Source organism: Streptomyces sp. NPDC101194, assembly GCF_044767885.1.
Taxonomy (GTDB): domain Bacteria; phylum Actinomycetota; class Actinomycetes; order Streptomycetales; family Streptomycetaceae; genus Streptomyces.
This window is the reverse complement of the sequence record NZ_JBIWOS010000004.1, coordinates 514,872-537,815: the sequence shown is the minus strand read 5'-3', so window position 1 is coordinate 537,815 and position 22,944 is coordinate 514,872. Positions and strand designations below refer to the sequence as shown.

The 22,944-nt window shown below is 72.4% G+C and carries 20 protein-coding genes; 6 read left to right on the top strand and 14 right to left on the bottom strand.

Annotated features, from left to right (window positions below; all coding sequences use genetic code 11):
- Positions 1-131: 131 nt before the first annotated feature.
- Both ACIRP2_RS19055 and ACIRP2_RS19050 read right to left on the bottom strand, forming a co-directional pair.
- The gene (locus ACIRP2_RS19055) at positions 132-1,019 is read right to left on the bottom strand and encodes a glycoside hydrolase family 19 protein (protein WP_404251651.1); all 888 of its coding nucleotides are present in this window, start codon (positions 1,017-1,019) and stop codon (positions 132-134) included.
- A 292-nt stretch (positions 1,020-1,311) separates the two neighbouring features.
- Entirely contained in the window at positions 1,312-1,929 is a 618-nt protein-coding gene (locus tag ACIRP2_RS19050) for a TetR/AcrR family transcriptional regulator (protein ID WP_404251649.1), read from the bottom strand.
- Positions 1,930-2,042: 113 nt separating this feature from the next.
- Here ACIRP2_RS19050 and ACIRP2_RS19045 point away from each other — a divergent pair, with 113 nt between their 5' ends.
- Positions 2,043-2,864 carry an SDR family oxidoreductase gene (locus ACIRP2_RS19045; RefSeq protein ID WP_404251647.1) on the top strand — a complete coding sequence of 274 codons (822 nt, stop codon included), beginning with the start codon at positions 2,043-2,045 and terminating at the stop codon, positions 2,862-2,864.
- A gap of 63 nt (positions 2,865-2,927) precedes the next feature.
- On the opposite strand, the gene ACIRP2_RS19040 is transcribed toward ACIRP2_RS19045, so the two are convergent.
- Positions 2,928-3,830 (bottom strand): glycoside hydrolase family 19 protein, encoded by a 903-nt coding sequence (locus tag ACIRP2_RS19040; RefSeq protein ID WP_404251645.1) that lies wholly within the window; start codon positions 3,828-3,830, stop codon positions 2,928-2,930.
- Positions 3,831-4,109: 279 nt separating this feature from the next.
- Complete coding sequence (locus ACIRP2_RS19035) at positions 4,110-5,393, bottom strand: adenylosuccinate synthase (RefSeq protein ID WP_351084129.1); 1,284 nt, start codon at positions 5,391-5,393, stop codon at positions 4,110-4,112.
- Between the two features lie 186 nt (positions 5,394-5,579).
- Between ACIRP2_RS19035 and ACIRP2_RS19030 the strand changes: the two genes are divergently transcribed.
- Together ACIRP2_RS19030 and ACIRP2_RS19025 are read left to right on the top strand one after the other, a co-directional pair.
- A complete protein-coding gene (locus tag ACIRP2_RS19030) occupies positions 5,580-6,437 on the top strand; it encodes a diacylglycerol kinase family protein (RefSeq protein ID WP_404251643.1) in 858 nt (285 codons plus the stop codon).
- A gap of 34 nt (positions 6,438-6,471) precedes the next feature.
- Positions 6,472-8,463, top strand: a complete 1,992-nt coding sequence (locus ACIRP2_RS19025) for a hypothetical protein (protein WP_404251641.1) — start codon at positions 6,472-6,474, stop codon at positions 8,461-8,463.
- Positions 8,464-8,484: 21 nt separating this feature from the next.
- Here ACIRP2_RS19025 and ACIRP2_RS19020 read toward each other — a convergent pair whose 3' ends face one another.
- Positions 8,485-9,027 (bottom strand): GbsR/MarR family transcriptional regulator, encoded by a 543-nt coding sequence (locus tag ACIRP2_RS19020; RefSeq protein WP_404251639.1) that lies wholly within the window; start codon positions 9,025-9,027, stop codon positions 8,485-8,487.
- A gap of 101 nt (positions 9,028-9,128) precedes the next feature.
- On the opposite strand from ACIRP2_RS19020, the gene ACIRP2_RS19015 reads away from it, so the two are divergent.
- The 3 genes from ACIRP2_RS19015 (at position 9,129) to ACIRP2_RS19005 (ending at position 12,260) form a co-directional block, all read left to right on the top strand.
- Positions 9,129-10,070, top strand: coding sequence for an ATP-binding cassette domain-containing protein (locus tag ACIRP2_RS19015; RefSeq protein ID WP_404251637.1), 942 nt, complete (start codon positions 9,129-9,131; stop codon positions 10,068-10,070).
- Positions 10,067-11,713, top strand: coding sequence for an ABC transporter permease (locus ACIRP2_RS19010; RefSeq protein WP_404251635.1), 1,647 nt, complete (start codon positions 10,067-10,069; stop codon positions 11,711-11,713). Before ACIRP2_RS19015 ends, ACIRP2_RS19010 begins: the two co-directional genes overlap by 4 nt.
- Positions 11,714-11,933: 220 nt before the next feature.
- Positions 11,934-12,260 (top strand): hypothetical protein, encoded by a 327-nt coding sequence (locus tag ACIRP2_RS19005; protein ID WP_404251634.1) that lies wholly within the window; start codon positions 11,934-11,936, stop codon positions 12,258-12,260.
- Positions 12,261-12,288: 28 nt separating this feature from the next.
- Here ACIRP2_RS19005 and ACIRP2_RS19000 read toward each other — a convergent pair whose 3' ends face one another.
- The 9 genes from ACIRP2_RS19000 to ACIRP2_RS18960 all read right to left on the bottom strand — a co-directional run bounded on the left by ACIRP2_RS19000 (position 12,289) and on the right by ACIRP2_RS18960 (position 22,786).
- A complete protein-coding gene (locus ACIRP2_RS19000; RefSeq protein WP_404251632.1) occupies positions 12,289-13,527 on the bottom strand; it encodes a cytochrome P450 in 1,239 nt (412 codons plus the stop codon).
- Positions 13,528-13,595: 68 nt separating this feature from the next.
- Positions 13,596-14,273 carry a response regulator gene (locus ACIRP2_RS18995; protein ID WP_404251947.1) on the bottom strand — a complete coding sequence of 226 codons (678 nt, stop codon included), beginning with the start codon at positions 14,271-14,273 and terminating at the stop codon, positions 13,596-13,598.
- 5 nt (positions 14,274-14,278) lie between these two features.
- Complete coding sequence (locus tag ACIRP2_RS18990; protein WP_404251630.1) at positions 14,279-15,718, bottom strand: sensor histidine kinase; 1,440 nt, start codon at positions 15,716-15,718, stop codon at positions 14,279-14,281.
- Positions 15,719-15,821: 103 nt separating this feature from the next.
- Positions 15,822-16,697: an alpha/beta hydrolase family protein gene (locus tag ACIRP2_RS18985; protein WP_404251628.1), complete on the bottom strand. Its 876-nt coding sequence runs from the start codon at positions 16,695-16,697 to the stop codon at positions 15,822-15,824.
- A 256-nt stretch (positions 16,698-16,953) separates the two neighbouring features.
- Positions 16,954-18,150: a kynureninase gene (gene kynU / locus ACIRP2_RS18980; protein WP_404251626.1), complete on the bottom strand. Its 1,197-nt coding sequence runs from the start codon at positions 18,148-18,150 to the stop codon at positions 16,954-16,956.
- On the bottom strand, positions 18,143-18,991 hold the full coding sequence (locus tag ACIRP2_RS18975) for a tryptophan 2,3-dioxygenase family protein (protein ID WP_404251624.1): 849 nt from the start codon (positions 18,989-18,991) through the stop codon (positions 18,143-18,145). Before ACIRP2_RS18975 ends, kynU begins: the two co-directional genes overlap by 8 nt.
- A gap of 386 nt (positions 18,992-19,377) precedes the next feature.
- Positions 19,378-19,791: a DUF3151 domain-containing protein gene (locus ACIRP2_RS18970; RefSeq protein WP_351084151.1), complete on the bottom strand. Its 414-nt coding sequence runs from the start codon at positions 19,789-19,791 to the stop codon at positions 19,378-19,380.
- Positions 19,792-19,886: 95 nt separating this feature from the next.
- Positions 19,887-21,449: an MFS transporter gene (locus ACIRP2_RS18965; RefSeq protein ID WP_404251622.1), complete on the bottom strand. Its 1,563-nt coding sequence runs from the start codon at positions 21,447-21,449 to the stop codon at positions 19,887-19,889.
- A 164-nt stretch (positions 21,450-21,613) separates the two neighbouring features.
- On the bottom strand, positions 21,614-22,786 hold the full coding sequence (locus tag ACIRP2_RS18960; RefSeq protein ID WP_404251620.1) for a MalY/PatB family protein: 1,173 nt from the start codon (positions 22,784-22,786) through the stop codon (positions 21,614-21,616).
- Between the last annotated feature and the right edge of the window lie 158 nt (positions 22,787-22,944).

The following is a 22,944-nucleotide window of genomic DNA, read 5'->3' as shown; positions in this document are numbered from 1 at the left end:
TCCCCCCCGGGGGGGGGCCGCCGGGGCCAGGGCCGGGCGCGCGCCCCCCCCCCCCCCCCCCTCCACCCCACGGGGGGGCGCCGCCGCCCCCCCCGCCGCCCCCCGCCCCCGTCGGGTGGGGGGTCCGCGGGTCAGCAGCTCAGGTTGGAACCGGGGGTGGTGCCGAGGATCTGGACGAATGCCCGGTAGCGGTCGATGCGGCTCTGGACCTGGGCGGGGTTGCCGCCGTTGCACTCCAGGGAACCGTTGATGGAGCGGATGGTCTCGCCGAATCCGGCGCCGTTCACCATGGCGTTGTGGGCGGTCATGGTGCCGGGTCCGTTCTGGGTGTTCCAGTACCAGAGGCCGGTCTTCCAGGCGACCGAGGCGTTCTGCTCGACCAGGTACGGGTTGCCCAGCAGGTCGATGCCGAGCGCGTCACCGGCGGCCTTGTAGTTGAAGTTCCAGCTGAGCTGGATCGGGCCTCGGCCGTAGTAGGCGGCCTGGCCGGCCGGGCAGCCGTAGGGCTGGCTGCTGTCGCAGTAGTGCGGGTAGTTGGCGGTGTTCTGCTCGACCACGTACACCAGACCGCCCGTCTCGTGGCTGACGTTGGCGAGGAACGCCGCCGCCTCCTGGCGCTTGACGGTGTCGCTGCCGGTGTTCGCGAAGCCCGGGTAGGCACTCAGGGCCGCGGTCAGTCCGCCGTACGTGTAGAACGGATTCCGGTTCGGGAACATCTGGTTGAACTGCGCCTCGCTGACGACGAAGCCGGACGGAGTGCCAGGGTCCGTGCCGCCGCCACCGCCACAGCTGCCCTGGTCCGCCCAGACGTCGGAGCTGCCGGGGGTCTCGTTCTGGGTCCACCACTTGGCGGTCCAGTTGTGCCCGTTGTAGGAGGCCGTTCCACCGCCGGTGTAGACGGACGCGGAGTTCCAGGGTGCCGCGCAGTCGGCGGCCGCGGCAGTGGTGGCGGGAAGGACGACAAGCATCGCGACGACCGCGCCCAGCGCGGCGAGCAGGCCCATGATGCGTCTGATCACGTGATCACTCCTTCGGCGCGGCGCACCGGCTGGACGGCGAGCCGCCATGGGGGGTTGACGGTCACTCAAGCGCCGCTGGTCTGAACCTGTCAAGGTCTAGACCAAGACGGGAAGAGTTTCCCGAAGGAGTGCTCGGGAACGGGGCGGCGACACCTTCACGCCGCCGAACCCGCCTCCAACAGGAGTAATTCCGGAAGGGGTTGATCCGAACCAGGGTCCGGAACGCTGGACGGGCCCGAAGGTAAAACCTTCGGGCCCGTCCAGCATGCGGAACATCGGACCGGTCGGCCGGTCAGCGACCACCGTGGCCCGCGGGCGCGTCCAGCGCGTCGAGCCAGCCGACGAGACGGGCCCCCTCGCGGGTCATGATCTCCGGATCGCGCAGCGCGCTGGAGAGCAGCGACATGCCCTGATAGGCGCCGACGAGCGCCAGCGAGAGACCCTCGGGGTCGGCCGCCCCCATCTCGCGGAACTGCCGCTCCACCCAGTCCAGCAGCTGCCGCACGACTCGGCCCGCCGCGAGATCGAGGCCACCCTCGGCGCGCTTGTCGAGCTCCATGGCGAGGGTGCCGGTGGGGCAGCCGTAACGGGCCGCGACCTCACGCCGGCCCACCCACGCGGCCACCAGACCCTTGAGACGCTCGCGCGGGTCGGCGAGCCGGTCGAGGGCGCCGGTGAGTTCCTCCAGGTGCCTGGTGTGTTCGGAGAGGGCGGCCTCGACCAGTTCCCCCTTGGTCTTGAAGTAGTAGTACACGTTGCCCGCCGGGACGTCGGCGGCCTGGGCGATGTCGGCGATGGTCGTGCGCTCCACGCCCTGCTCGTGCAGAACCCGCGCGGCGGCGGCCGTCAGCCGCTGCCGCTTGTCGGCGGCCTTGGCCCGAGGGCGCCGGGAATCCATTGAGTCAGTCACCCGACTGACTATAGACAGCGCCCGGCCCGGTCGTGCTAGCGTCCTGCCATCGAAGTGAGTCAGTCAACTAACTCACTCGCTTCGCCGAATCATTTCCGACGAAGGGGACCGACATGATCGTGGTGACAGGTGCGACGGGGAACGTCGGGCGGGAACTGGTGCGGATCCTCACCGATGCCCGTGTGCCGGTGACCGCCGTGGCCCGGCACATCACCGACGCGGACGTACCGCCGGGGGTACGGGCGGTGGCCGCCGACCTGGCCGAACCGGCCGGTCTGCGGGGCGCGTTCGACGGGGCCGAGGCGCTGTTCCTGCTGGTGGCGGGCGACGATCCGCACGGCGTCCTGGAGATGGCGAAGGCCGCCGGGGTGCGCAAGGTGGTGCTGTTGTCCTCGCAGGGTGCGGGGACCCGCCCCGGGGCGTACCGGCATCCGCTGCTGTTCGAAGCGGCGGTGCGGGAGTCCGGGCTCGACTGGACGGTCCTGCGGTCGGGCGGGATGGCCACCAATGCCCTCGCCTGGGCCGAGTCGATCCGCGAGCGGCGGGAGGCCGCGGCGCCGTTCGCCGATACGGGGCTGCCCTTCGTCGACCCGGCGGATGTGGCGGCGGTCGCCGCCGCCGTCCTGCGCGAGGACACTCACCCGGGCGCGACGTACACCCTGACCGGCCCGGCCGCGACCTCCCCGCGCGAGCGGGCGGCGGCGATCGCCGCCGTGCTGGGCGAACCGGTGCGGTTCACCGAGCAGCCCCGCGAGGAGGCCCATGCGCTGATGGCACGGTTCATGCCGCTTCCCGTGGTCGAGGGAACGCTGGCCATCCTGGGCGAACCCACGGACGACGAGCAGCGGGTGAGCCCCGACATCGAACGCGTTCTGGGCCGGGCGCCGGGCACCTTCGCCGCCTGGGCCGCACGCGCCGCCGCGGCCTTCCGCTGAACGCTCCGGCCGGCCTCCGGCGCACACCGGCGGTCACCGCCGCCGACCGTCCCGGTCCGGCCGTCAGCAGGACAGCCGGGAGCCCGGCGGCGTACCGAGGACGGCGGTGATCCGCTCGTACGTGGCGACCCGCGCCGCGACGGAGGCGGGGTTGCCGCCGTCGCACTCCAGGGCGCCGTTGAGCGAACGGATCGTCTCACCGAAGCCCGCACCCCCCACCATGGCGTCGTGCGAGGTCATGGTGCCGGGGCCGTTCTGGGTGTTCCAGTACCAAAGGGCCGTCCGCCAGGCGACGGCCGGATCCCGCTCGACCAGCCAGGGGTTGTTCAGGAGATCGAGGCCGAGCGCGTCGCCCGCGGCCTTGTAGTTGAAGTTCCAGCTGAACATGATCGGGCCGCGGCCGTAGTAGGCCGCCTGCCCGGCCGGGCAGCCGTACGGCCGGCTGTAGTCGCACTTGCGCCCGTAGTTGACCACGTTGATCTCCTTCACGTACCGCAGGCCGACCGACTCGAAGTCGGCGTGGGTCAGGAACGCCGCGGCCTCCCGGGCCCGCGTGGCCGGCGTCCCGGTGTTCGCGAAACGCGGATAGGCGTGCAGGGCGTCGATCAGTCCCTGGTACGTGTAGAAGGGGTCCCGGTCCGGGAAGATCGCGTCGAACTGCTCCTCACCGACGACGAAGTCCGACACCCCGCCGGAGCAGGCACCCCGGTCGGCCCAGACGGCGGCGGCACCCGGGTTCTCGTTCCGCGTCCACCACTCGGCCGCCCAGTTGCGGCCGTGGTGCGAGACGGTGTCGCCCGCCGCGTACGCGGTCGAGGAATCCCATACGGGCGCGCACCGCTCGGTCGCGCCCGCGACGGGAGCGGAACCGGGCACGGCGGTGGAGGCGGGCGTCGGGACGGACGCTGCGGTGGACGCGGAGGCGGACGGCAGGAACACGGCCGTCGCGACGACGGCGCTCAGCACGGTCAGAAGGCTCTTGATGCGGTTCAGCGCTGCTCACTCCTTCGACGGGGCACGCCGAACACGTCGGCGGGCCGACTGGACGTGCCGCCACTCAAGCCCTGATGGTCTGGACCTGTCAAGGTCTGGACCATTGGCGTCCGGCGCCCCGAAGGGCCGGTCGGCCCATGCGCGTCGAGCTGTCGGGCATCCCCGTCCACGGCGAGGACCGAGCGGACGCCAGGAGGGCCGGGACTCACCGTCCCGGCCCTCCTGGCACGTTCGCCGCTCCTGCGGAAAGCCCTACAGGAAGGAGTTGATCTCGATCGTCTCGGTGCGGCCGGGGCCGACGCCGATCGCGGAGATCGGGGCGCCGGACATCTCCTCCAGCGCCTTCACGTACGCCTGCGCGTTCTTCGGCAGATCGGCGAAGGTCTTGGCCTTCGTGATGTCCTCGGACCAGCCCGGCAGCATCTCGTAGACCGGCTTCGCGTGGTGGAAGTCGGTCTGGCTGTAGGGGAGTTCCTCGACGCGCTTGCCGTCGATCTCGTACGCGACGCACACCGGGATCTGCTCCCAGCCGGTCAGCACGTCCAGCTTGGTGAGGAAGAAGTCGGTGAGACCGTTGACCCGGGTCGCGTACCGCGCGATCACCGCGTCGAACCAGCCGCAGCGACGGTCACGGCCGGTGGTGACACCGCGCTCGCCGCCGATCCGGCGCAGCGCCTCGCCGTCCTCGTCGAGCAGCTCCGTCGGGAACGGGCCCGCGCCGACGCGGGTGGTGTACGCCTTGAGGATGCCGATGACCCGGCTGATCTTCGTCGGGCCCACGCCGGAACCGGTGCAGGCGCCGCCCGCGGTCGGGTTCGACGAGGTGACGAAGGGGTACGTGCCGTGGTCGACGTCGAGCAGCGTGCCCTGACCGCCCTCGAAGAGGACGACCTTGCCCTCGTCGATGGCGTTGTTCAGGACAAGAGTCGTGTCGGCGATGTAGGGCTTGATCTGCTCCGCGTACTGGAGCATCTCCTCGACGATCTTGCCGGACTCGATGGCGCGCCGGTTGAAGACCTTGGCGAGGAGCTGGTTCTTCTGCTCCAGTGCCGCCTCGACCTTCTGCTCCAGGATCGACTCGTCGTAGAGGTCCTGGACGCGGATGCCCACACGGTTGATCTTGTCGGCGTACGTCGGGCCGATGCCGCGACCGGTCGTGCCGATCTTGCGCTTCCCGAGGAACCGTTCCGTCACCTTGTCGACGGTGACGTTGTACGGGGTGATCAAATGGGCATTACCGCTGATCAGCAGCTTGGACGTGTCCACGCCGCGCTCGTTCAGCCCACTCAGCTCGGAGAGCAGGACGGCCGGGTCGACGACGACACCGTTTCCGATGACCGGGGTGCACCCCGGCGAAAGGATTCCGGAGGGGAGGAGATGAAGTGCGTACTTCTGGTCGCCGACGACGACCGTGTGGCCGGCATTGTTGCCGCCTTGGTAGCGCACCACGTAGTCCACGGATCCACCGAGGAGGTCGGTGGCCTTTCCCTTGCCCTCGTCACCCCACTGAGCACCGAGCAGCACAAGTGCGGGCACAGGCGTACACCCCTTCCGGGCGGGGCATGTCCAAGGTCAGGGGGCGTACGTAAACGTCGTACATGCCGTACGTCGTTGTACGGCAATGCCTGAACCGTCGAACCGGGTGCCCCGGAATAGACGAAGCCCCTGGCGCAATAGCGCAAGGGGCTCTTGCACCAAGATGCTACCCGAGGAAGGACCGAGGTGTCGGCTGCCCAGCCCCCCGGCGACGGTACGCACCAGCTGCTGGTGGTCATCGACCCGGTGGCCCGCCGGACCGACGGCGAGTCCGTCCGTATCGCGAAGGACGTACTGAGCGCCGGTTCGCACGCCAAGATCTGCCTGCCCGACGGTCCCGAGGAGTTCGCGCGGGCCCTGTCCCGCCGGGGCGGTCGGCGCCCGGTGGTGGTCGGCGACGACCGGGCGCTGCGGCGGGCGGTGGCCCTGCTGCACCGGGAGCGCGAGCCGGCCCGGACCGCCCTCTCGCTGATCCCGGTCGGCGCCACGACCGCGCTGGAACTCGCCCGGTCGCTCGGCGTGCCGCTGGGCGCGGTGGCTGCGGCACGCACGGCGCTGGACGGCGCGGTGCGCAGACTGGACCTGCTGGTCGACGACAGCGACGGCGTGGTCCTGGGGGCGCTGCACATCCCGGCCCTGAGCGCGCTGCCGGGCGCGGTGGCCGCCCATACGGGGGTCACGGCGGTCTGGGACACCTGCCGCTCCCTGGTCCGCACACTGGTGCGCCCCGCCCCGCAGACGCCGCCCGCCGCGCACCCGACGCACCGGCTGCGGGTGGAGGCGGACGGCGTCCTGCTGAACGACCTGGACCGCCCGGTCGAATCGGTGACGGTGACCTCGCAGGGCGGCGACGGGGGCCTCGCGGAGGTGGTGATCCGCCCTCCTGACGCCGAACCGGTCACGGCGGAGGCGAAGGCCGTCACGGTCTCCGGCGCGGACTTCCGCTACCGGGCGGACATACAGGTCGCCGGTCCGGTCCGGACGAGGACCTGGACGGTACGGGCGGGCGCCTGGGGGCTGATGCTGCCGACGGACGAGGGGTAGCGTCCGGCGGCGGGGCCGAGACGAGGGGCTGGGGATGTCGGACGGTTCGGGCGATGCGGACAGACCCGGGGTGGACGCGGGGGCGGGCGCCGGGGTCGACGCCGAGGCTGTGACTCCCGCGACGGGGGCGGCTCGGGCACGCCCGGTCGCACTGGATCTGCCGGGGGCGGCGGACGCGCTGAAACGGTACCGGGCCTCGGCCCGGCTCTGGTTCGGTGCGGGCACGGCGGCGGTGTGCTCGGCGGTGCTCCTCATGGTGTTCGTCGGTGGATGGTCGGTGTTCCCGACGCTCGCCGGGCTCGGCGGGGCGTTGCTGCTGGGCGGGGCCGTGGTGATGTCCCGGGCACGGCGGATGCGCCGGGTGCTCGGCGCCGCGCCGTGGGTGGCCCACACCTCGGTCGCCCTGCAGCGGGGCAGCAGCGGGGCCGTCGTGGTGCTGGCCGGGCCGGAACCGGGTGAGTTGCTTCCGCTGGCGCCGTCCACCGCTCAGTGGCGCTTCCACCTGCTGAACGGACCCGGCGGGGTGCTGTGGTGGTGCGGCGATCCCCGCAACGGGGGTGTGCTGGCGCCCCCTGGCGGCACGGAACTGATCTGGGCCAGGCCGGTACGGGGCCGACGGGCACGCTCGATCGCGGCCCGTCCACAGGTCAGCGCTCTGCGCACGCGCCCGGCCCCGAGCCGGCCGCGGATCGCACCGGGCGGTAGGGCCTCAACGACGGCGGAGTCGGCGGAGGTGGCCGAGGCGGCGCCGGTGGCCGAGGTGCGGCGGCGACCCTGGTGGCGGGGGATCTTCCGCTGGGTGTTCGTCCTCGGCTGCCTCCTGGGGGCACTCGCCACCTGGTGGTCGGTGGCGTCCGACGACGACCCGCGGGTCGACCTGACGGTGATCGGCGAGCTCGGTGACGGCCGCTGCGTCGTCCGGTGGACCGATCCGTACGGAGGGCGGACACGTACGGGGCCGTTCCACTGCGCCCCGTACCGGGGCTCCGTCGAGGGCTACGAGAGCGGCTACGTCGTCTCGTACCCGCCGTTCAAGGGTGATCTGTACGACGCGGAGCTGCGTGGTACCCGGGCCTTCACCGTGACGGACGGCGTCGGGTTCAGCGGGCTGGCGCTCGTCGCGGTCGGCGTCGTCGGCGGTGCGGTCCGGCTGGTCGTACGGGGGCGGGGGTCGCGGGGCCGGAGGCTGCCGCCGCACCCGCTGCCCGACCGGCCGTGGGTGCGTACGGGGCCGGGGACCGGACCGGACGACCGGCCCGGCACGGAGTCCGCGCAGCCCGCGCAGCCCGCGCAGCCCGCGCCCGCCACCTACACCGCGTTCGCCGCCGTGGCGGAACGGCAGGCAGGGCTGCGGGGCCCGGACCCGGTGGAGCCGCGTGCGGTGGGCGCTGTGCGGTTGGGGCAGAAGGTGATCTGGTGGCGGGTGCCCATGCTGCGGTACGTCGCCGGAACCGCGGAGACCCTGTGGCTGCTGGGGTACGCGGGCGTGGTGGCCGTGCTGTGCCGGGTCCTGGGCGCCAACACGGTCCCGGACCTGCTCCGGGGGCTCGCCGTACTGAGCGGGGTGCTGGGGCTCCACTTCGCCTGGCGGACGATCAGCTCCGGCATCCCGCTCGCGCGCCGGATGGCCCGTGCCGTGGTCGCTCCCGAAGCCCGGACCCTGCGATACGCCCTGCTGTACGACGTGTCCAGCGCCACCGCCGGTCCCGTGCTCGTGCTCTTCCCCGTCGAGGGGGCGGCCGGGGGGACGGGCGACGGGGCGGGTGAAGAGGCGGCCGAGATGGTCGACCCTCCGCCGGAGGGCCTGTTGCGGCTCCTGCCGCCGGGGCCGGGCAAGGCACCCTGGGCCGGACTGCCCACGCCGACCGGCATCGCGGAGCTGCGTGGCCGGCTCGACGGGAAGACGTTGGTCGTCGCATGGATCGACGGGCGCCCGTACTGGCCGCAGGACCTGTACGAGAACATCGATCCGTCCGACCCCGGTACCGCCGACGCCCTGGCGGGACTGGTCCCGGGCCCGGTATGACGGGCTCCGCCCCACGCCTCGTCAGGCTCCCGCGCGCTGCCCCCCGCGCTCGTCGGCCGTCGGGAGGTCGAGTGTCTTGCGGTGCTCGCGCCAGCGGTCCATCATGCCGACCAGCTCCTCCTGCACGAACTCGAAGAACGCCGCCGTCTCGGCGAGCCGGGCGCCGGCCGGGGTGTGCTCGCCCAAAGTGCGGGCGCCGTCCTTGAGGGTGTTCTCCCAGCGGGTGAGCACCCGGTCTCGCTGGGCGAAGGTGGTGTACCAGACCTCGTCGTGCAGGCGGTAGCGATCCCGGCGCGAGCCCGGATCGCGTTCGCGGCCGACCATGCTGACCTGCGTGAGGTAATTGATCGCGCCGGACACGGCCGCCGGGCTGATCTGCAAGGCCACGGCGAGCTCGGCGGAGGTCATCGACCCGTCGTCGTCCGCGAGGAGCGCGGCGAAGACCCGGGAGGCCATCCGCTGCATCCCCGCCTCGGTCATCTCGGACGCGAACCGCTCCACGAACCGCGACACGGCCTGCTCGTCGCGCTCGTCACGCATGTTCTGCTCGGATTCGCTGATCATGACCCGATCGTCTCCCCTGGTTCCCCGGCCCCCGCCCGTGCCCCAACTTTATACGCTTCCTTAACTTCACAAATTTGTGAACGTAGCGTAGCTTCAAAAACATGACGAAGGCAATCACGGTGGCCGGGCTGCACAAGTCGTTCGGTCGGACGCATGCGCTGGACGGCCTCGACCTCACGGTCGAGACCGGTGAGGTCCACGGCTTCCTCGGGCCCAACGGCTCCGGGAAGTCCACCACCATCCGGGTGCTGCTGGGGCTGCTGCGGGCCGACTCCGGCACCGCCCGGCTGCTCGGCCGCGACCCGTGGCAGGACGCGGTCGAGCTCCATCGGCGGGTGGCGTACGTCCCGGGTGACGTCACGCTGTGGCGCAACCTCTCCGGCGGCGAGGTGATCGATCTGTACGGGCGGCTGCGCGGCGGCCTCGACCGGACCCGGCGCGCCGACCTCGTCGAGCGCTTCGAGCTGGACCCGACGAAGAAGGGGCGTACGTACTCCAAGGGCAATCGGCAGAAGGTCGCCCTCGTCGCGGCGTTCGCCTCGGACGTGGATCTGCTGATCCTCGACGAACCGACCAGCGGGCTCGATCCGCTGATGGAGGAGGTCTTCCAGGGCTGCGTCGCCGAGGAGCGCGCGCGGGGGCGGACGATCCTGCTGTCCAGCCACATCCTCAGCGAGGTCGAATCACTCTGCGACCGGGTCAGCATCATCCGCCAGGGGCGGACGGTGGAGACGGGTTCGCTGGCGGGCATGCGCCATCTGACCCGTACGAACATCACCGCCGAGCTGGCCGCCGCTCCGGACGGGCTCGCGCAGCTGCCCGGTGTCCATGACCTCGACGTCCAGGGCCTGCGGGTCACGCTCCGGGTCGACACGGACAAGCTGGACGCGGTCCTCAGGTCCCTCTCCGCATCGGGGGTACGGACGCTGACCAGCACCCCGCCCACGCTGGAGGAGCTCTTCCTCCGTCACTACACGGCCGACGCCACGGGTACGACGGGCGCGCCGGACAGCGGCGAGGGCGTGGGGGTGGCGGCACGATGACCGCCGTGACCACGACCGCACCTGCCGGCGCGGGACGCCGGCCCGGTGCCGGGACCGGATCCGCGGCCGGGCAGCTCGCCGGCACCCGGACCCTGCTGAGGCTCGCGCTGCGGCGCGACCGGATCATGATGCCGATCTGGGTACTGGTGCTCGGCGCCTCCTTCTCCTCCGTCGGCAAGTCCTTCGCCTCGCTGTACGACACCGCCGCCCAGCGCGCCGAACTCGCCGCGTCGATGAACGGCAACAGCTCGATCCGTGCGCTGTACGGGCCGGTCTTCGACGACTCCGTCGGCGGACTCGTCAGCTGGCGGATGGCCGGCTTCGGCGGGGCGCTGGCGGCCGTGATGAGTCTGGTCGTCGTCGTCCGGCACACCAGGGAGGAAGAGGAGACCGGCCGTCAGGAGATGCTCTCCTCCGCCATGGTGGGGCGCCGCGCCCCGCTGACCTCCGCACTCCTCGCCGCACTGATCGCCGACACCGCGCTGGCACTGGTGATCGCCGCCGGTGCGGCCGGCTCCGGTGCGGGCGGCTCCGGAGCGGTGGCGCTCGCCCTGGCGGTCGCCGGTACCGGCCTGCTGTTCGCCTGTACCGCCGCGATCGCCGCTCAGTTCACCGAGAGCGCACGGCTCGCGAAGGGGATCACGGCGGCGGTGATCGGCGCCGCGTTCGTGCTGAAGGCGGCGGGCGACTCGGCGACGGACGACGGCTCGTCCGTACTGACCTGGCTCTCCCCCGTCGGCTGGGCGCAGAACGTGCGCGCGTACGGGGACGAGCGCTGGTGGGTGCTGCTCCTCATCGCGGGCGCCGTCGCGGTCCAGGCGGCCCTCGCGTACGCCCTGGCGGGGCGGCGTGATGTGGGCATGAGCTTCCTGGCGGCCCGGCCCGGACCCGCGCAGGGGCGGATCTCCACGGCGTTCGGTCTCGCGTTGCGGCTCCAGCGCGGCGCACTGATCGGGTGGACGTTGTCCTTCGCCGCGGTCGGTGCCGTCTTCGGCGGACTGACCGGCGGGGCGGCCGACCTCGTCGGCGACAACGCGAAGACGCGGGAGATCTTCGAGCGGATGGGCGGGCAGGCCGGGCTGACCGACGCGTTCCTCGCGGCGATGGTCTCCATGCTCGGGATGGTCGCGGCGCTGTACATCGTCGCGTCGGTGCTGCGGCTGTACGGCGAGGAGACCGCCGGGCGTGCCGAACCGGTGCTGGCGGGAGGGGTGAGCCGGATCGGGTGGGCGGCCGGTCATCTGGTCATCGCGTTCGGTGGCGCGGCCCTGATCATGGCGGTGGGCGGCCTCGGTCTGGCCGCCGGTTACGGACACGAACTCCCGGCCGTGCTGGGTGCGTCACTGGTGCAGCTGCCGGCGGTCTGGCTGCTCGGAGGAGTGGCGGTCCTACTGTACGGGGCGCTCCCGAAGGCGGCGGTGGCGTCGTGGGGTGTGGCCGGGATCTGCCTGGCGTTGGGGTGGATCGGGCCCGCCATCGATCTGCCGCAGCCGGTGATGGACGTGTCTCCGTTCACGCACCTGCCGAAACTGCCGGGGGGCACGGGGATGGAGTGGGGCCCGGTGCTGGCGCTCACCGCGGCTGCGGTGGTGCTGGTGGGGGCCGGGCTGGGGGCCTTGCGGCGACGCGATGTCCTGACCTGACGGCGCCGTGGGCGGTCATCCGGGCAGCCGGGCGAGCGGCGCCCCGCAGCCGCCTCGGCGGGTCTCCCCGGATCCCGGGGCCGGGGGTTCCCCGGTCCTCGGGACTTCGGAGCCTCGGGACTTCGGGGTGTCGGGACTTCTGAGTGCCGGAGCCTCCGAGCCCCGGAACCCGGCTCCCCGGGGTGCAACCTTCCCGCGACGCGCAGGCGTCCTCCCGATCATGGACAACCGACGCGAAGCCATCCGCGGGGTCGCCGGGTGCGCGGTGGCCGCCGCCGGCGGGGCCGCCGGAATGCTCGCCTGGGCCCCGTACGGCCGACGCGGCATCTTCGGCTTCGAGGGCGAGTCCGAGTGGAACGTGCTCTGGCTCGGGCTCCCGGTCATGACCCTCGGCGGCATCGTGGCCGGGCTCACCCTCTCCGCCCTCGTTCAGGGCAAGTGGCGGCCGGCCCTCGGGGCGGCGGTGCTCCTCACGGCCCTGGCCGGCTTCGGAGTGGCGTTCGACGTGCTGGACGGACCGCCGACGCACTGCGGGCCGAAGTGCTGAGCCTCGGCCCGTCCGCCCGCTCGCACCGTCACAGCTCGACGCGGAGTTCCTTCAGCCCCCTGATCACGTAGCCCGGGTTCCACTCGGGCTCGGCCGCCAGGCGCAGCTTCGGGGCACGGCGCAGCAGTTCGCCGAAGGAGGCGGCCAGTTCGACCCGCGCCAGCGGGGCGCCCAGGCAGAAGTGGATGCCCGCGCCGAAGGTGACGTGGGGGTTCTCCCGGCGGGAGAGGTCCAGGGTGTCCGGGGCCGGGAAGCGGGCCGGGTCACGGTTGGCGGAACCGAAGAGCAGGGCCACCTCGGAACCACGCGGAACGACCGTGCCGTCGATCTCGATGTCGTCGAGCACCCAGCGCTCGAACATCTGCAACGGGGTGTCGTACCGCATCAGCTCCTCCAGCGCCGTCGGCAGCAGCCCGTGGTCGGCGCGCAGGGCGGCCAGCTGCTCGGGGTGACGCAGCAGGGTCCACCAGCCGTTCACCGTGGTGTTGACGGTCGCCTCGTGGCCCGCGTTGAGCAGCAGTACGCAGGTGGAGACCATCTCCTGCTCGCTCAGCCGCTCCCCCTCGTCATGGGCGGCGATGAGCGCGGAGATCAGATCCGTACCGGGGTTCTTCCGCCGCTCCTCGATCAGCTCGCGCAGATACGCGGAGAATTCGAGCGAGGCGCGCACGGCGGCACGGGCGGTGTCGTCGGACGGGTTCAGTTCAAACATTCCGCAGATCGCCGCCGACCAGGGCCGCAGCGGGGCGCGGTCGGACTCCGGGATGCCGAGCATCTCGGCGATGACGGCGACGGGCAGGGGTTCGGCGACCGCCTTGAGCAGATCGCCGCCGCCCGCCTCCACGAAGGAGTCCACCAGCCCGGCGGCCAGCCGCCGCACGGTCGGGACGAGCTGCTCGACCGTACGCGGGGTGAACGCCTTCGAGACCAGGCGCCGGATCCGGGTGTGGTCGGGCGCCTCCAGGTCGAGGAGCCCCTGTCCGTTCAGGACGTGGAAGGGTTCGTGCTCGGCGGGCGGCGGTGTACGGCCGAACTCCTCATGGGTGAAACGGTGCAGGTACGTACGGCCCAGGCGGCGGTCGCGCAGCAGCGCGGACACATCGGCGTGGTGCGGGACGAGCCACTGGTCGGTCGGCTCGAAGTAGTGCGCCCGGCCGGCGGCGCGCAGGGCGGCGTAGGCGGGGTACGGGTCGGCGACGAACGCCGGGGACCAGGGGTCGAACGGTCCGAAGGGGGCATCGGCCGCGGAACGGGGAGACGGGTGCATATGCGGACGCTAACCGGACCCACCGCCCGCCGACCACCCCCGCCTCCGGCCCCAGGTCCCCGGGCCCCTCAGGAAGGTGTGACCAGCCGGGCCTCGTACGCGAAGACGGCCGCCTGGGTGCGGTCCCGCAGCCCCAGCTTCACCAGGATGCGGCTCACATGCGTCTTGATGGTGGACTCGGCGACCACCAGACGCGAGGCGATCTCCGAATTGGACCGCCCCTGCGCGATGAGGACGAGCACCTCCGTCTCGCGCTCCGTGAGGTCGCCGATCCGGGCGAGGGCGGGCGGACGCGGGGCCTCGGCGAGCTTCGAGAACTCGTTGATCAGCCGCTTCGTGACGGTCGGGGCGAGCAGCGCCTCGCCGGAGGCGACCACCCGTACCCCGTCGGCGAGCTGGCGGGCGGAGGCGTCCTTGAGGAGGAAGCCCGACGCCCCGGCACGCAACGCCTGGTACACGTACTCGTCGAGGTCGAAGGTGGTCAGCACCAGCACCTTGGCGTCCGCGTCGGCGGCGACGATCTCGCGGGTGGCCTCGATGCCGTTGAGCTCCGGCATCCGGATGTCCATCAGCACCACATCGGGGCGCAGCGCCGCGACCTGAGCGATGGCCTGTCGGCCGTCGACGGCCTCGCCGACGACCTCGATCCCCGGCATGGCGTTGAGCAGCACCGAGAAGCCCTCGCGGACCATCATCTGGTCGTCGACGATCAGCACCCGGATGGGCGGAGTGGTGGAGGTGGCCATGCCGGTCATGCCCTTTCCGCCTCTTCCGTCTTCTCCAGCCGGATCTCCCGCTTCTCCGGCCGAGTCCCGAGCCTCTCGCCCGTCCCGTACGGGTCATCCGTCCCGTACGGCTCATCGGTCTTGCCGTGCCTCCCGTATGTCTCGTGCGACTCGTCGGCGGGCCGGACCGGGATGAAGGCCGTGATCTCGTAACCGCCCTCCGCCGTCGCCACGGCCGTCATGTCGCCGTCCAGCATCGCGACCCGCTCCCGCATCCCGGTGATCCCGTGACCGGCCCCCGGCGAGGGCTGCACCGGACCGGTCGGCGGCCCGTTGACGACACGCAGACCGAGCCCGCTCAGCACATAGCCGATCTCCACCTTGGCCGTGGCACCCGGTGCGTGCCGCAGCGTGTTGCTGAGGGCTTCCTGAATGATCCGGTACGCCGACAGCTCGACGCCCTGCGGCAGTTCACGTACCGCGCCGGTGACCGTCTTCTCCGTCTCCAGACCTGCCTCGCGCACATTGGCGAGGAGCCCGTCGAGCTGGGCGAGGGTGGGCTGCGGGGCGTCCGGTGCCTGCTGGTCCTCGGCCCGTACGACACCGAGGACCCGGCGCAGTTCGGTGAGGGCGGCGACCGCGTTCTCCCGGATCGTGGCGAAGGCCTGCTCCAGCTCGGGCGGCGGGTTCTCCACCCGGTACGGGGCGGCCTCGGCCTGGATCGCGACGACCGACATGTGGTGGGCGACCACGTCGTGCAGCTCCCGGGCGATCGTGGTGCGCTCCTCGAGCAGTGTGCGCCGGTCGCGTTCGACGGCGGTCACGGTGCGCTGCACGGTCACCTCGCGCTCCGCGTCACGACGGACCTGCACCACGGCCACCAGCAGCAGTGCGAACGCGGAGACCACAGCGAAGACGGAGGTGGTGGAGGAGGGGTGCCAGCCGCCCAGGTTGTCCAGCACGGCGCCGAACGCCAGGGTGAGCCCCCACATCCAGGCGGCGGTACGCGGCCGGGTCCGGGCCGCGACCACGACCAGCACCGTCAGATGCGAGAGGAAGGTACTGGGCACCCAGGGCCAGTAGCCACCGCCGACGACCGCCTCGAACGGGGTGAGCGCCATCGATATCCAGAACGCACCGACCGGCCTGACCAGCGTCATCAGTACGGTGATCGCCGGGATCAGCATGAGCATGACGGTGCCGACCGCCATCCGCAGAGCGCCGGAGTCCGCCGATACCAGGCCGACGAGGACCACGAACAGGGCTGCCGCGCCGACCAGTGCGTGGGGCGTCCACGCGATACGCTCACGCGTCCGCTCCGACAGATGCCGCAGCAGCGGCCCGTCGGTCCGCATCCGTTCCAGCGGACGGTAGTCGAAGGCGTCACGGAAAAGGTCCTGCCGCAGGCCGCCCAACGCCCCCGCGGCCATTCGGTACTCAGGGCTTCTGCTCTTGGTCTCGGTCACGTTCCCAAGGTAGGGGCCGAGCACCGCCCGGGTCGTCAGCAGTGATACGGATCCTGCGCCGTCCGTCGCAAGTACTACGGGCCGGACCACCGGCGGGCCCCGCTCACCAGGCCAGCTGGGCCAGCTCCTCCGCCACCACCGCGCACGCGTCGGTCGCCGGGTCGATCAACGGGTAGTGGCCGACGTCGGGCAGCAGGGTCAGCCCCACCGTCTCCCCCGCCTTCGCCGCCGCGTCGACGAACGCCTCCGAGACCGCCTTCGGCACATCGAGGTCGGTGGTGCCCTGCACCACCGTCGTCGCGATCCCGGTGGGCAGCAGCGCCGCCGGGTCGACGTGCGCGGCGCGGTCCTCGAAGTCCTTTTCACCACCCAGGAGTTGGACGACCGCCCCCGAGCACACATCCAGCTCGACGGCCGTGGCGAAGTCGGCGATCGGCGCGAGGGCGACGACACCCCGCAGCGGCGGCGCTGCGGGCAGCCGCCACGGCGAGCCCTCGGGCAGCACGTGCCGGGCCGCTGCCCACAGGGCGAGCTGCCCGCCGGCGGAGTGCCCGGTGACGACGATCCGCCGGGCGTCGGCCTCCGGAAGCTCCCGTGCCAGCAGGTCCGGCAGCGCGTCCATCGCCGCGGCGACGTCGTCGAAGGTCTCCGGCCAACGGCCCGCGACCGGACCGGAACCCCGTTGCGGCGGGATCTCGCCGCCGCGCCGGTACTCGACACTGGCGACGGCGAAACCGCGCCGGGCCAGGAAGTCCGCGAACGGCGACACGTGCTGCCGGTCGTACGGCGCCCGCCAGGCCCCGCCGTGCACGACGACCACGACCGGCGCACCGCTCCGGCCGTCACGCGGGGCGTAGAAGTCGATCAGCTGGTCGGGGTGGTTGCCGTAGGCGGCGGACGCATCGGGGGCGACCGGTGGATGCGAGAGGGCCGACTCGGTCTCGGCTGCGTCACGATCACGCGCGGCAGAATCCGACATGCTGCTCCAACCGTCCTGTCTCTGAGCCCAACTGGGCTGACCTGCGGGGACGGTACCAGTACGGAAGGCCGCCGGTACCGGCGGCGGACCACCGGAACCAGCGCTCGCACCGGTCCCGCGGACCCACCGCACGGCCCCACCGCACCACCCCACGACGCGGACCCACCGCACGAACCCGCTACGGCGACCCGGACATCACCGCCGACGACGCGTCAGGTATGAGCCTCGGCCCGCCGGCTCGCGGCCCGCCACCGTCTCAGGCCGTGTCCGCCAGCACCTCGCCCAGCACCCGCGCCGCCCGCTCCACGTCCGCGAACCCCACGTACAACGGGGTGAACCCGAACCGCAGCACGTCCGGCCGCCGCAGGTCACCGACGACGCCGCGCCCGATGAGCGCGCTCATCACCGGCTCCGCGTCCGCGCACCGCAGCGCGACCTGGCTGCCCCGCTCCGCGTGCGCGTCCGGGGTGACGGAGGTGACCCGGCCCTCGGGCGCGTACGCGTCGACGCATTCCAGGAAGAAGTCCGTCAGTGCCAGGGACTTGGCCCGTACCGCCTCGATCGACACCCCGTTCCACACGTCCAGCGACGCTTCGAGCGCCAGCATGGAGAGGATGTCCGGGGTACCGACCCGGCCGCGTACCGCACCGTCCGCCGGGACGTACCCCGGTGTCATTCCGAACGGATCGGCGTGCGACGTCCACCCCGGCAGGGGCGAGTCGAAGGCCGCCTGGTGGCGTTCGGCGACGTAGAGGTAGGCGGGCGAACCGGGGCCGCCGTTCAGGTACTTGTACGTGCAGCCGACCGCGAGGTCCACGCCGTGCGCGTCGAGCCCGACGGGCAGGGCACCCGCGCTGTGGCACAGGTCCCAGACGGCGAGCCCGCCCGCCGCGTGCACGGCGGCGGTGAGTGCGGGCAGGTCGTGGAGCCTTCCGGTGCGGAAGTCGACATGGTTGAGCAGGACGGCCGCGGTACGCGGTCCGAGGGCGTCCGGCACCTCGGCGGGCGCGACCGGGACGAGCCGGTGGCCGGTCATCCGGGCCGCCGACGCGGCGATGTACCCGTCCGTGGGAAAGGTCGTCGCGTCGACGAGGATCTCGTCGCGTCCTTCCGGCGCCAGCCGGCTCGCGGCGACGACGGCCTTGAAGACGTTCACGCTCGTCGAGTCGCCGACGACGATCTGCCCGGCGGCGGCCCCGACCAGCGGGGCGATCCGGTCGCCGATCCGCTCGGGCGCGGTCCACCAGCCGCTCTCGCCCCAGGACCGGATGCGCAGCTCGCCCCATTCGCGGGTGAGGACCTCCTGCACCCGGGCGGGTACATGGGCGGGCAGCGCGCCCAGCGAGTTGCCGTCGAGGTAGACGGTGTCGTCGAGGGTGAACAGCTTGCGCAGATCCGCGAGCCGGTCGGCGGCGTCGAGTGCCGCGGCACGCGCGGCGAAGGTCTCAGACATGGCTGCGGGCCGTCCAGAGCTCGGGGAACACGTTCTTCGTGGCCCGCTTCTCCAGCCACGAGACCCCGGCGGAACCGCCGGTCCCGGTCTTCGAGCCCATCGCGCGCCGGGTGGCGACGAGATGGTCGTTGCGCCAGCGCCACACCAGTTCACCGACGTCGGTCAGCGCCTCGCCGAGCCGGACCAGCTCGTCGTGCTGGTCGGGGTTGGCGTAGATCTCCGTCCAGACGGCCTCGACCTCGGGGGACGGCTCGTACTTCTGCGTCAGGTCCCGGCCGAGCACGGCCTGCGGTACGGCGTACCCGCGCCGCGCGAGCAGCGCGAGCGTCTCGTCGTACAGGCCCGGTTCGCCGAGCGCCTTCTCCAGCTCGGCGTGGACGCGGGGCGCGCCCCGGTGCGGCACGAGCATCGACGCCGACTTGTCGCCGAGCAGGAACTCCATCCGCCGGTACATCGCCGACTGGAAGCCGGAGCCCTCACCGAGGGCGGCGCGGTAGGAGTTGAACTGGGCGGGAGTGAGCTGGGCGAGCGGCGTCCAGGACGCGTTGAGCGCCTCCAGCTCCCGCACCGACCGCTTGAGCGCGTCGCGTGCCACAGCCGTCCGGTCCTCGCGCAGGGCGTGTGCGGCGGTCTCCCACTCGTGGACGATGACGGTGAACCACAGTTCCATGACCTGGGTGGTGACCAGGAAGACCATTTCGCCCGGATCGTCGGAGCGAGGGTGCTGGAGGTGGGTCAGGACATCGGCCTGGACATAGTCCTCGTACGGGGTCGTTCCCGCGAAGTCGAGGTGCGGGGTCTGCGCACCGGTGGCTTCGGGGTCGGGGTGGATCGTCGACATTGCTGTCTCCTCGACACGAGCTTCCGGGTAGCGGTCCGCCCCTTCCGTGAGGTGGTGGAGCTCCGGTCCCCTGCCCGCATCCTAGACGGAGCCCCCGCAAGCGCGCAGACCCCGCAGATGCGGGTACATCTGCGGGGTCCGGAACGTCACCAGGTGTACGTGTACGGCCGGGGCCGCCCGTCCGGATCGTGCCGGGCCCGCGTGTTCCGGGCACCGGGGCCCGGCTCGCCGGTCCGGCCTGATCCGAATGGAGTACCCCGAGGTACGGGACAGCCCTTACGGCCTCGCCCGCGATCGTCAGCGGCGTCGCGGTGTCCGGGACCTCCGCCTTGGATTCGAAGGCCCCGGAACCGCTCCTTCTCCCACGCCGATCGTGGGCGGGGCCGTCAGCCGAGGGTCTCGGCGGCGGTCGGCGAGGAATCGCGCAGGAACGTCGAGCAACGCTCGTACTCCTCCTGCTCGCCGATCGCCTGGGCGGCCCGCGCGAGGGCGTGCAGGGCGCGCAGGAAGCCGCGGTTCGGCTCGTGCTCGAACGGTACGGGGCCGTGGCCCTTCCAGCCGGCCCTGCGCAGCGCGTCGAGGCCGCGGTGGTAGCCGGTGCGGGCATAGGCGTACGACTCGACGACACGGCCGCCCTCGAACGCCTCGTCGGCGAGCTGCGCCCAGGCCAGGGAGGAGGTCGGGTACTTCGCTGCGACATCGGCGGGGGCCGTGCCGTTGGCGAGCAGCTCGCGCGGCTCCGGGTCGTCGGGCAGGTGGGTCGGGGGAGGCCCCCCGAGCAGGTTCTCGTGGATCGACATGGGTTCAAGTGTGCCTGGCACATGCGCGCCGGGGTACCCGGCCGCCGCCCGGGGAGACGGATCGCGTCGGAGGGCGTTCGCACGCTCCATGAGGTTCAGTCCGCGCCGGCGGTCCCGGGGCGCCGCTCGGAGGACCGGTTCGCACCCGGCGTCTCCACGTCCTCGTGCTCGGGCTCCAGGGGTGGGGCGACGACGCCGCAGTGCACCGTGCACTCGGGGCGGGCCTTCCGCTTCTCGTCCGGCGCCGCGGCAGGCTTCCGTACGGTCGCCCAGGCGATCAGCGCGCCCAGCACGAGCAGCCCGGCACACATCGGCATGGCCCGCCGGAACGTGACGGCGAACTCGTCGGCGTTCCGGTAGGCCTCCGGGCCCATTCCGGCGAGCAGCGGCAGCGCCGCCACCGCGATCAGCCCGGCGGCGCGGGCGGCCGCGTTGTTGATCCCACTGGCGAGGCCGGCCCGTGCCGTGTCCACCGAGGCCAGGACGGTCGCGGTGAGCGGTGCCACCACGGTGACGAGTCCGACGCCGATCACACCGACGGCGGGGAGCACGTCGGTGAGGTAGCCGGAGACGGAGTTCGACCCCGGTCCGACCCGCAGCATCAGCAGCATTCCGGCCGCGGCGACCAGTGGGCCGACGGTGAGCGGGATACGAGGCCCGATGCGCTGCCCCAGTTCGCCCGAGGAGGCGGAGAAGAGCAGCATCAGCACGGTCGTGGGCAGCAGGGCCGTGCCGGCGCCGAGGGCCGAGTACCCGGCCACGACCTGGAGCTGGATCGCGGAGAGGAAGAAGTAGCCGCCGAGCGCCGCGTACACACAGAGGGTGATGATGTTGACGACGGTGAACTGCCGGGACGCGAACACCGAGGGCGGCAGCATCGGGGCCGCCCGCCTCCGCTCCACCTGCACGAACACCGCCCCGAGGACGATCCCGCCGACGGCCGCCCCGATCACCACGCCGGACGCGCCCCGTCCCGGCGCCTCGATCAGCGCGTAGGTCACCAGCGCGAGGGCGAGCGCGCCGAGCACGGCGCCCAGCACGTCGAAGCGCCCGTGGGCGTCGGGGTCGCGCGATTCCGGTACGTGGCGCAGCGCCACCGGCAGGCAGACCGCGGCGAGCGGCACGTTGAGCAGGAAGACCCATCGCCAGCCGGGCCCGTCGACGAGCCAGCCGCCGACGAACGGCCCGATGGCGGCGCCGACCCCGCCGAGCCCCGACCACAGTCCGACCGCGCGGGCCCGGTCGTCCGGATGGAAGCTCGCCTGGATCAGTGCCAGCGAACCGGGTGTGAGGAGAGCCCCGCCGATGCCCTGGAGGGCGCGGGCGGCGATCAGCACGGCGGCGTTCGGTGCGATGCCGCACAGCACGGACGCGGTGGCGAACCAGACGACTCCGACGACGAAGACCCGCCGCCGCCCGTACCGGTCACCGAGGGCGCCCCCGAGAAGGATCAGCCCGGCGAGCGTCAGCATGTAGGCGTTGACGGTCCACTGGAGGGCGGCCAGGTCGGTGCCCAGGTCCTTGCCGATGCGAGGCAGGGCGACATTGATGACGGTGGAGTCGAGCAGGGCCATGCTGGAGCCGAGGACGGTGGTGAGGACGACCCAGCGCCCGGCCGGAGAAGCGACGCGGATGGCTCCCGTTTCTGCGTCAGACATACGAGCAGCATCTCCGTTCCCCGCCGGGAGGGCCATAGGACGGGCCATCGGGACGGCGGATGCTCCATGGGTGCGGTCAGCCGGTCAGGGCGACGGGACGGCCGCTCCCCCGCTCCGGGTGCCGGACGGAGTACAGAGGGTTGCCGTGGTCGGCCCCCGCCCTACTACGCCCTTCCCGTCACGGCCCGCACGCCCCGGATCAACGCCTCCACGCCCGCCTCCGCCTTGGACCGGGGGCACCCGACGTTCAGTCGCACGAAGCCCTCCGCCCCGTACACCGCCCCCGGCATCACCGCGACCTTCTCGCGCTCGATCAGCGCCCGCTGCAACGCCTCGTCGTCGTCGACCCCCGCCGGACGCAGATCGATCCAGGCCAGGTAGCCGGCCTGCGGGGGTTCCCACCCCAGCTCCGGGAATGCCCCGTTCAGCCGTTCCGCGACCAGCGCCAGATTCCCGGCGATGTACGCGCGGGCCTCGTCCAGCCATGATCCGGCCTCCCGGTACGCGGCGATGTGCGCGGTCAGTGACAGCACCGCCGGGGAGGCGAGCCCCTCTGCCGTCTCCATCCGGCGTAGGAACTCCGCCCGGTCGGCCGGATCTCTGATCAGCCCGTACGAGCCGGTCAGCGCCGGGAAGTTGAACGCCTTCGACGCGGAGGTGATCAGCGCCCAGCGCCCCTCTCCGCCGACCCGCGTCCACGGCACATGCACCCGCCCCTCGTGCACGAAGTCCGCATGGATCTCGTCGCTGATCACCGGGACCCCGTACCGCGCGGCGAGCGCCGACATCTCGCCCAGTTCGGCCTCCGTCCACACCCGGCCCGTCGGGTTGTGCGGCGAGCACACGAGAAGGACCTTGCTGTCGGGACGGGCGAGCTCTCGTTCCAGCGCGGCCGTGTCCCCCACCGGAACGCCCCGCAGCTCGCGCCCGAGCCCGGTGATCGCCTTGCGGAACCCGTCGTACGTCGGGGTGTGGACGACCACGCCCTCGCCCTCGACCGTCCACATCTGCAGCAGTTGCGAGAGCTGGTTGAGCACGGACGGCCCGTACACCAACTGCCCCGTGTCGATCCCCGTCCCGTACCGGGTCGCGTACCAGTGGGCTATCGCCGAGCGGAAATCGTCCTGCTGCCAGGTCGTGTAGCCGAACACCCCGTGGTCGAGCCTGGCCCGCAGCGCGCTCAGCACCTCCGGTGCGGTCTCGAAGTCCATGTCGGAAATGGTGAACGGCAGCAGTCCGTCCACCCCGAACCGGTCCGCGACCCCGTCCCACTGGACGGACCAGGTGCCCCGGCGGTCGACGACGGTGTCGAAGTCATAGCGGGCGCTGGAACTCACAGGAATCCCTCACTTCTTCTCTCGGACATGCCGTGGGGGGGGGCCCCCCCCCGGGGGGGGGGGGGCCGCCCCGCCCCCCCCGGGGGGGGGGGGGGGCGGGGGGGGGGGGGGGCCGCGGGGGGGGGGGGCGCCGCGGGCGCCCGGGGGCAGGCCCCCCC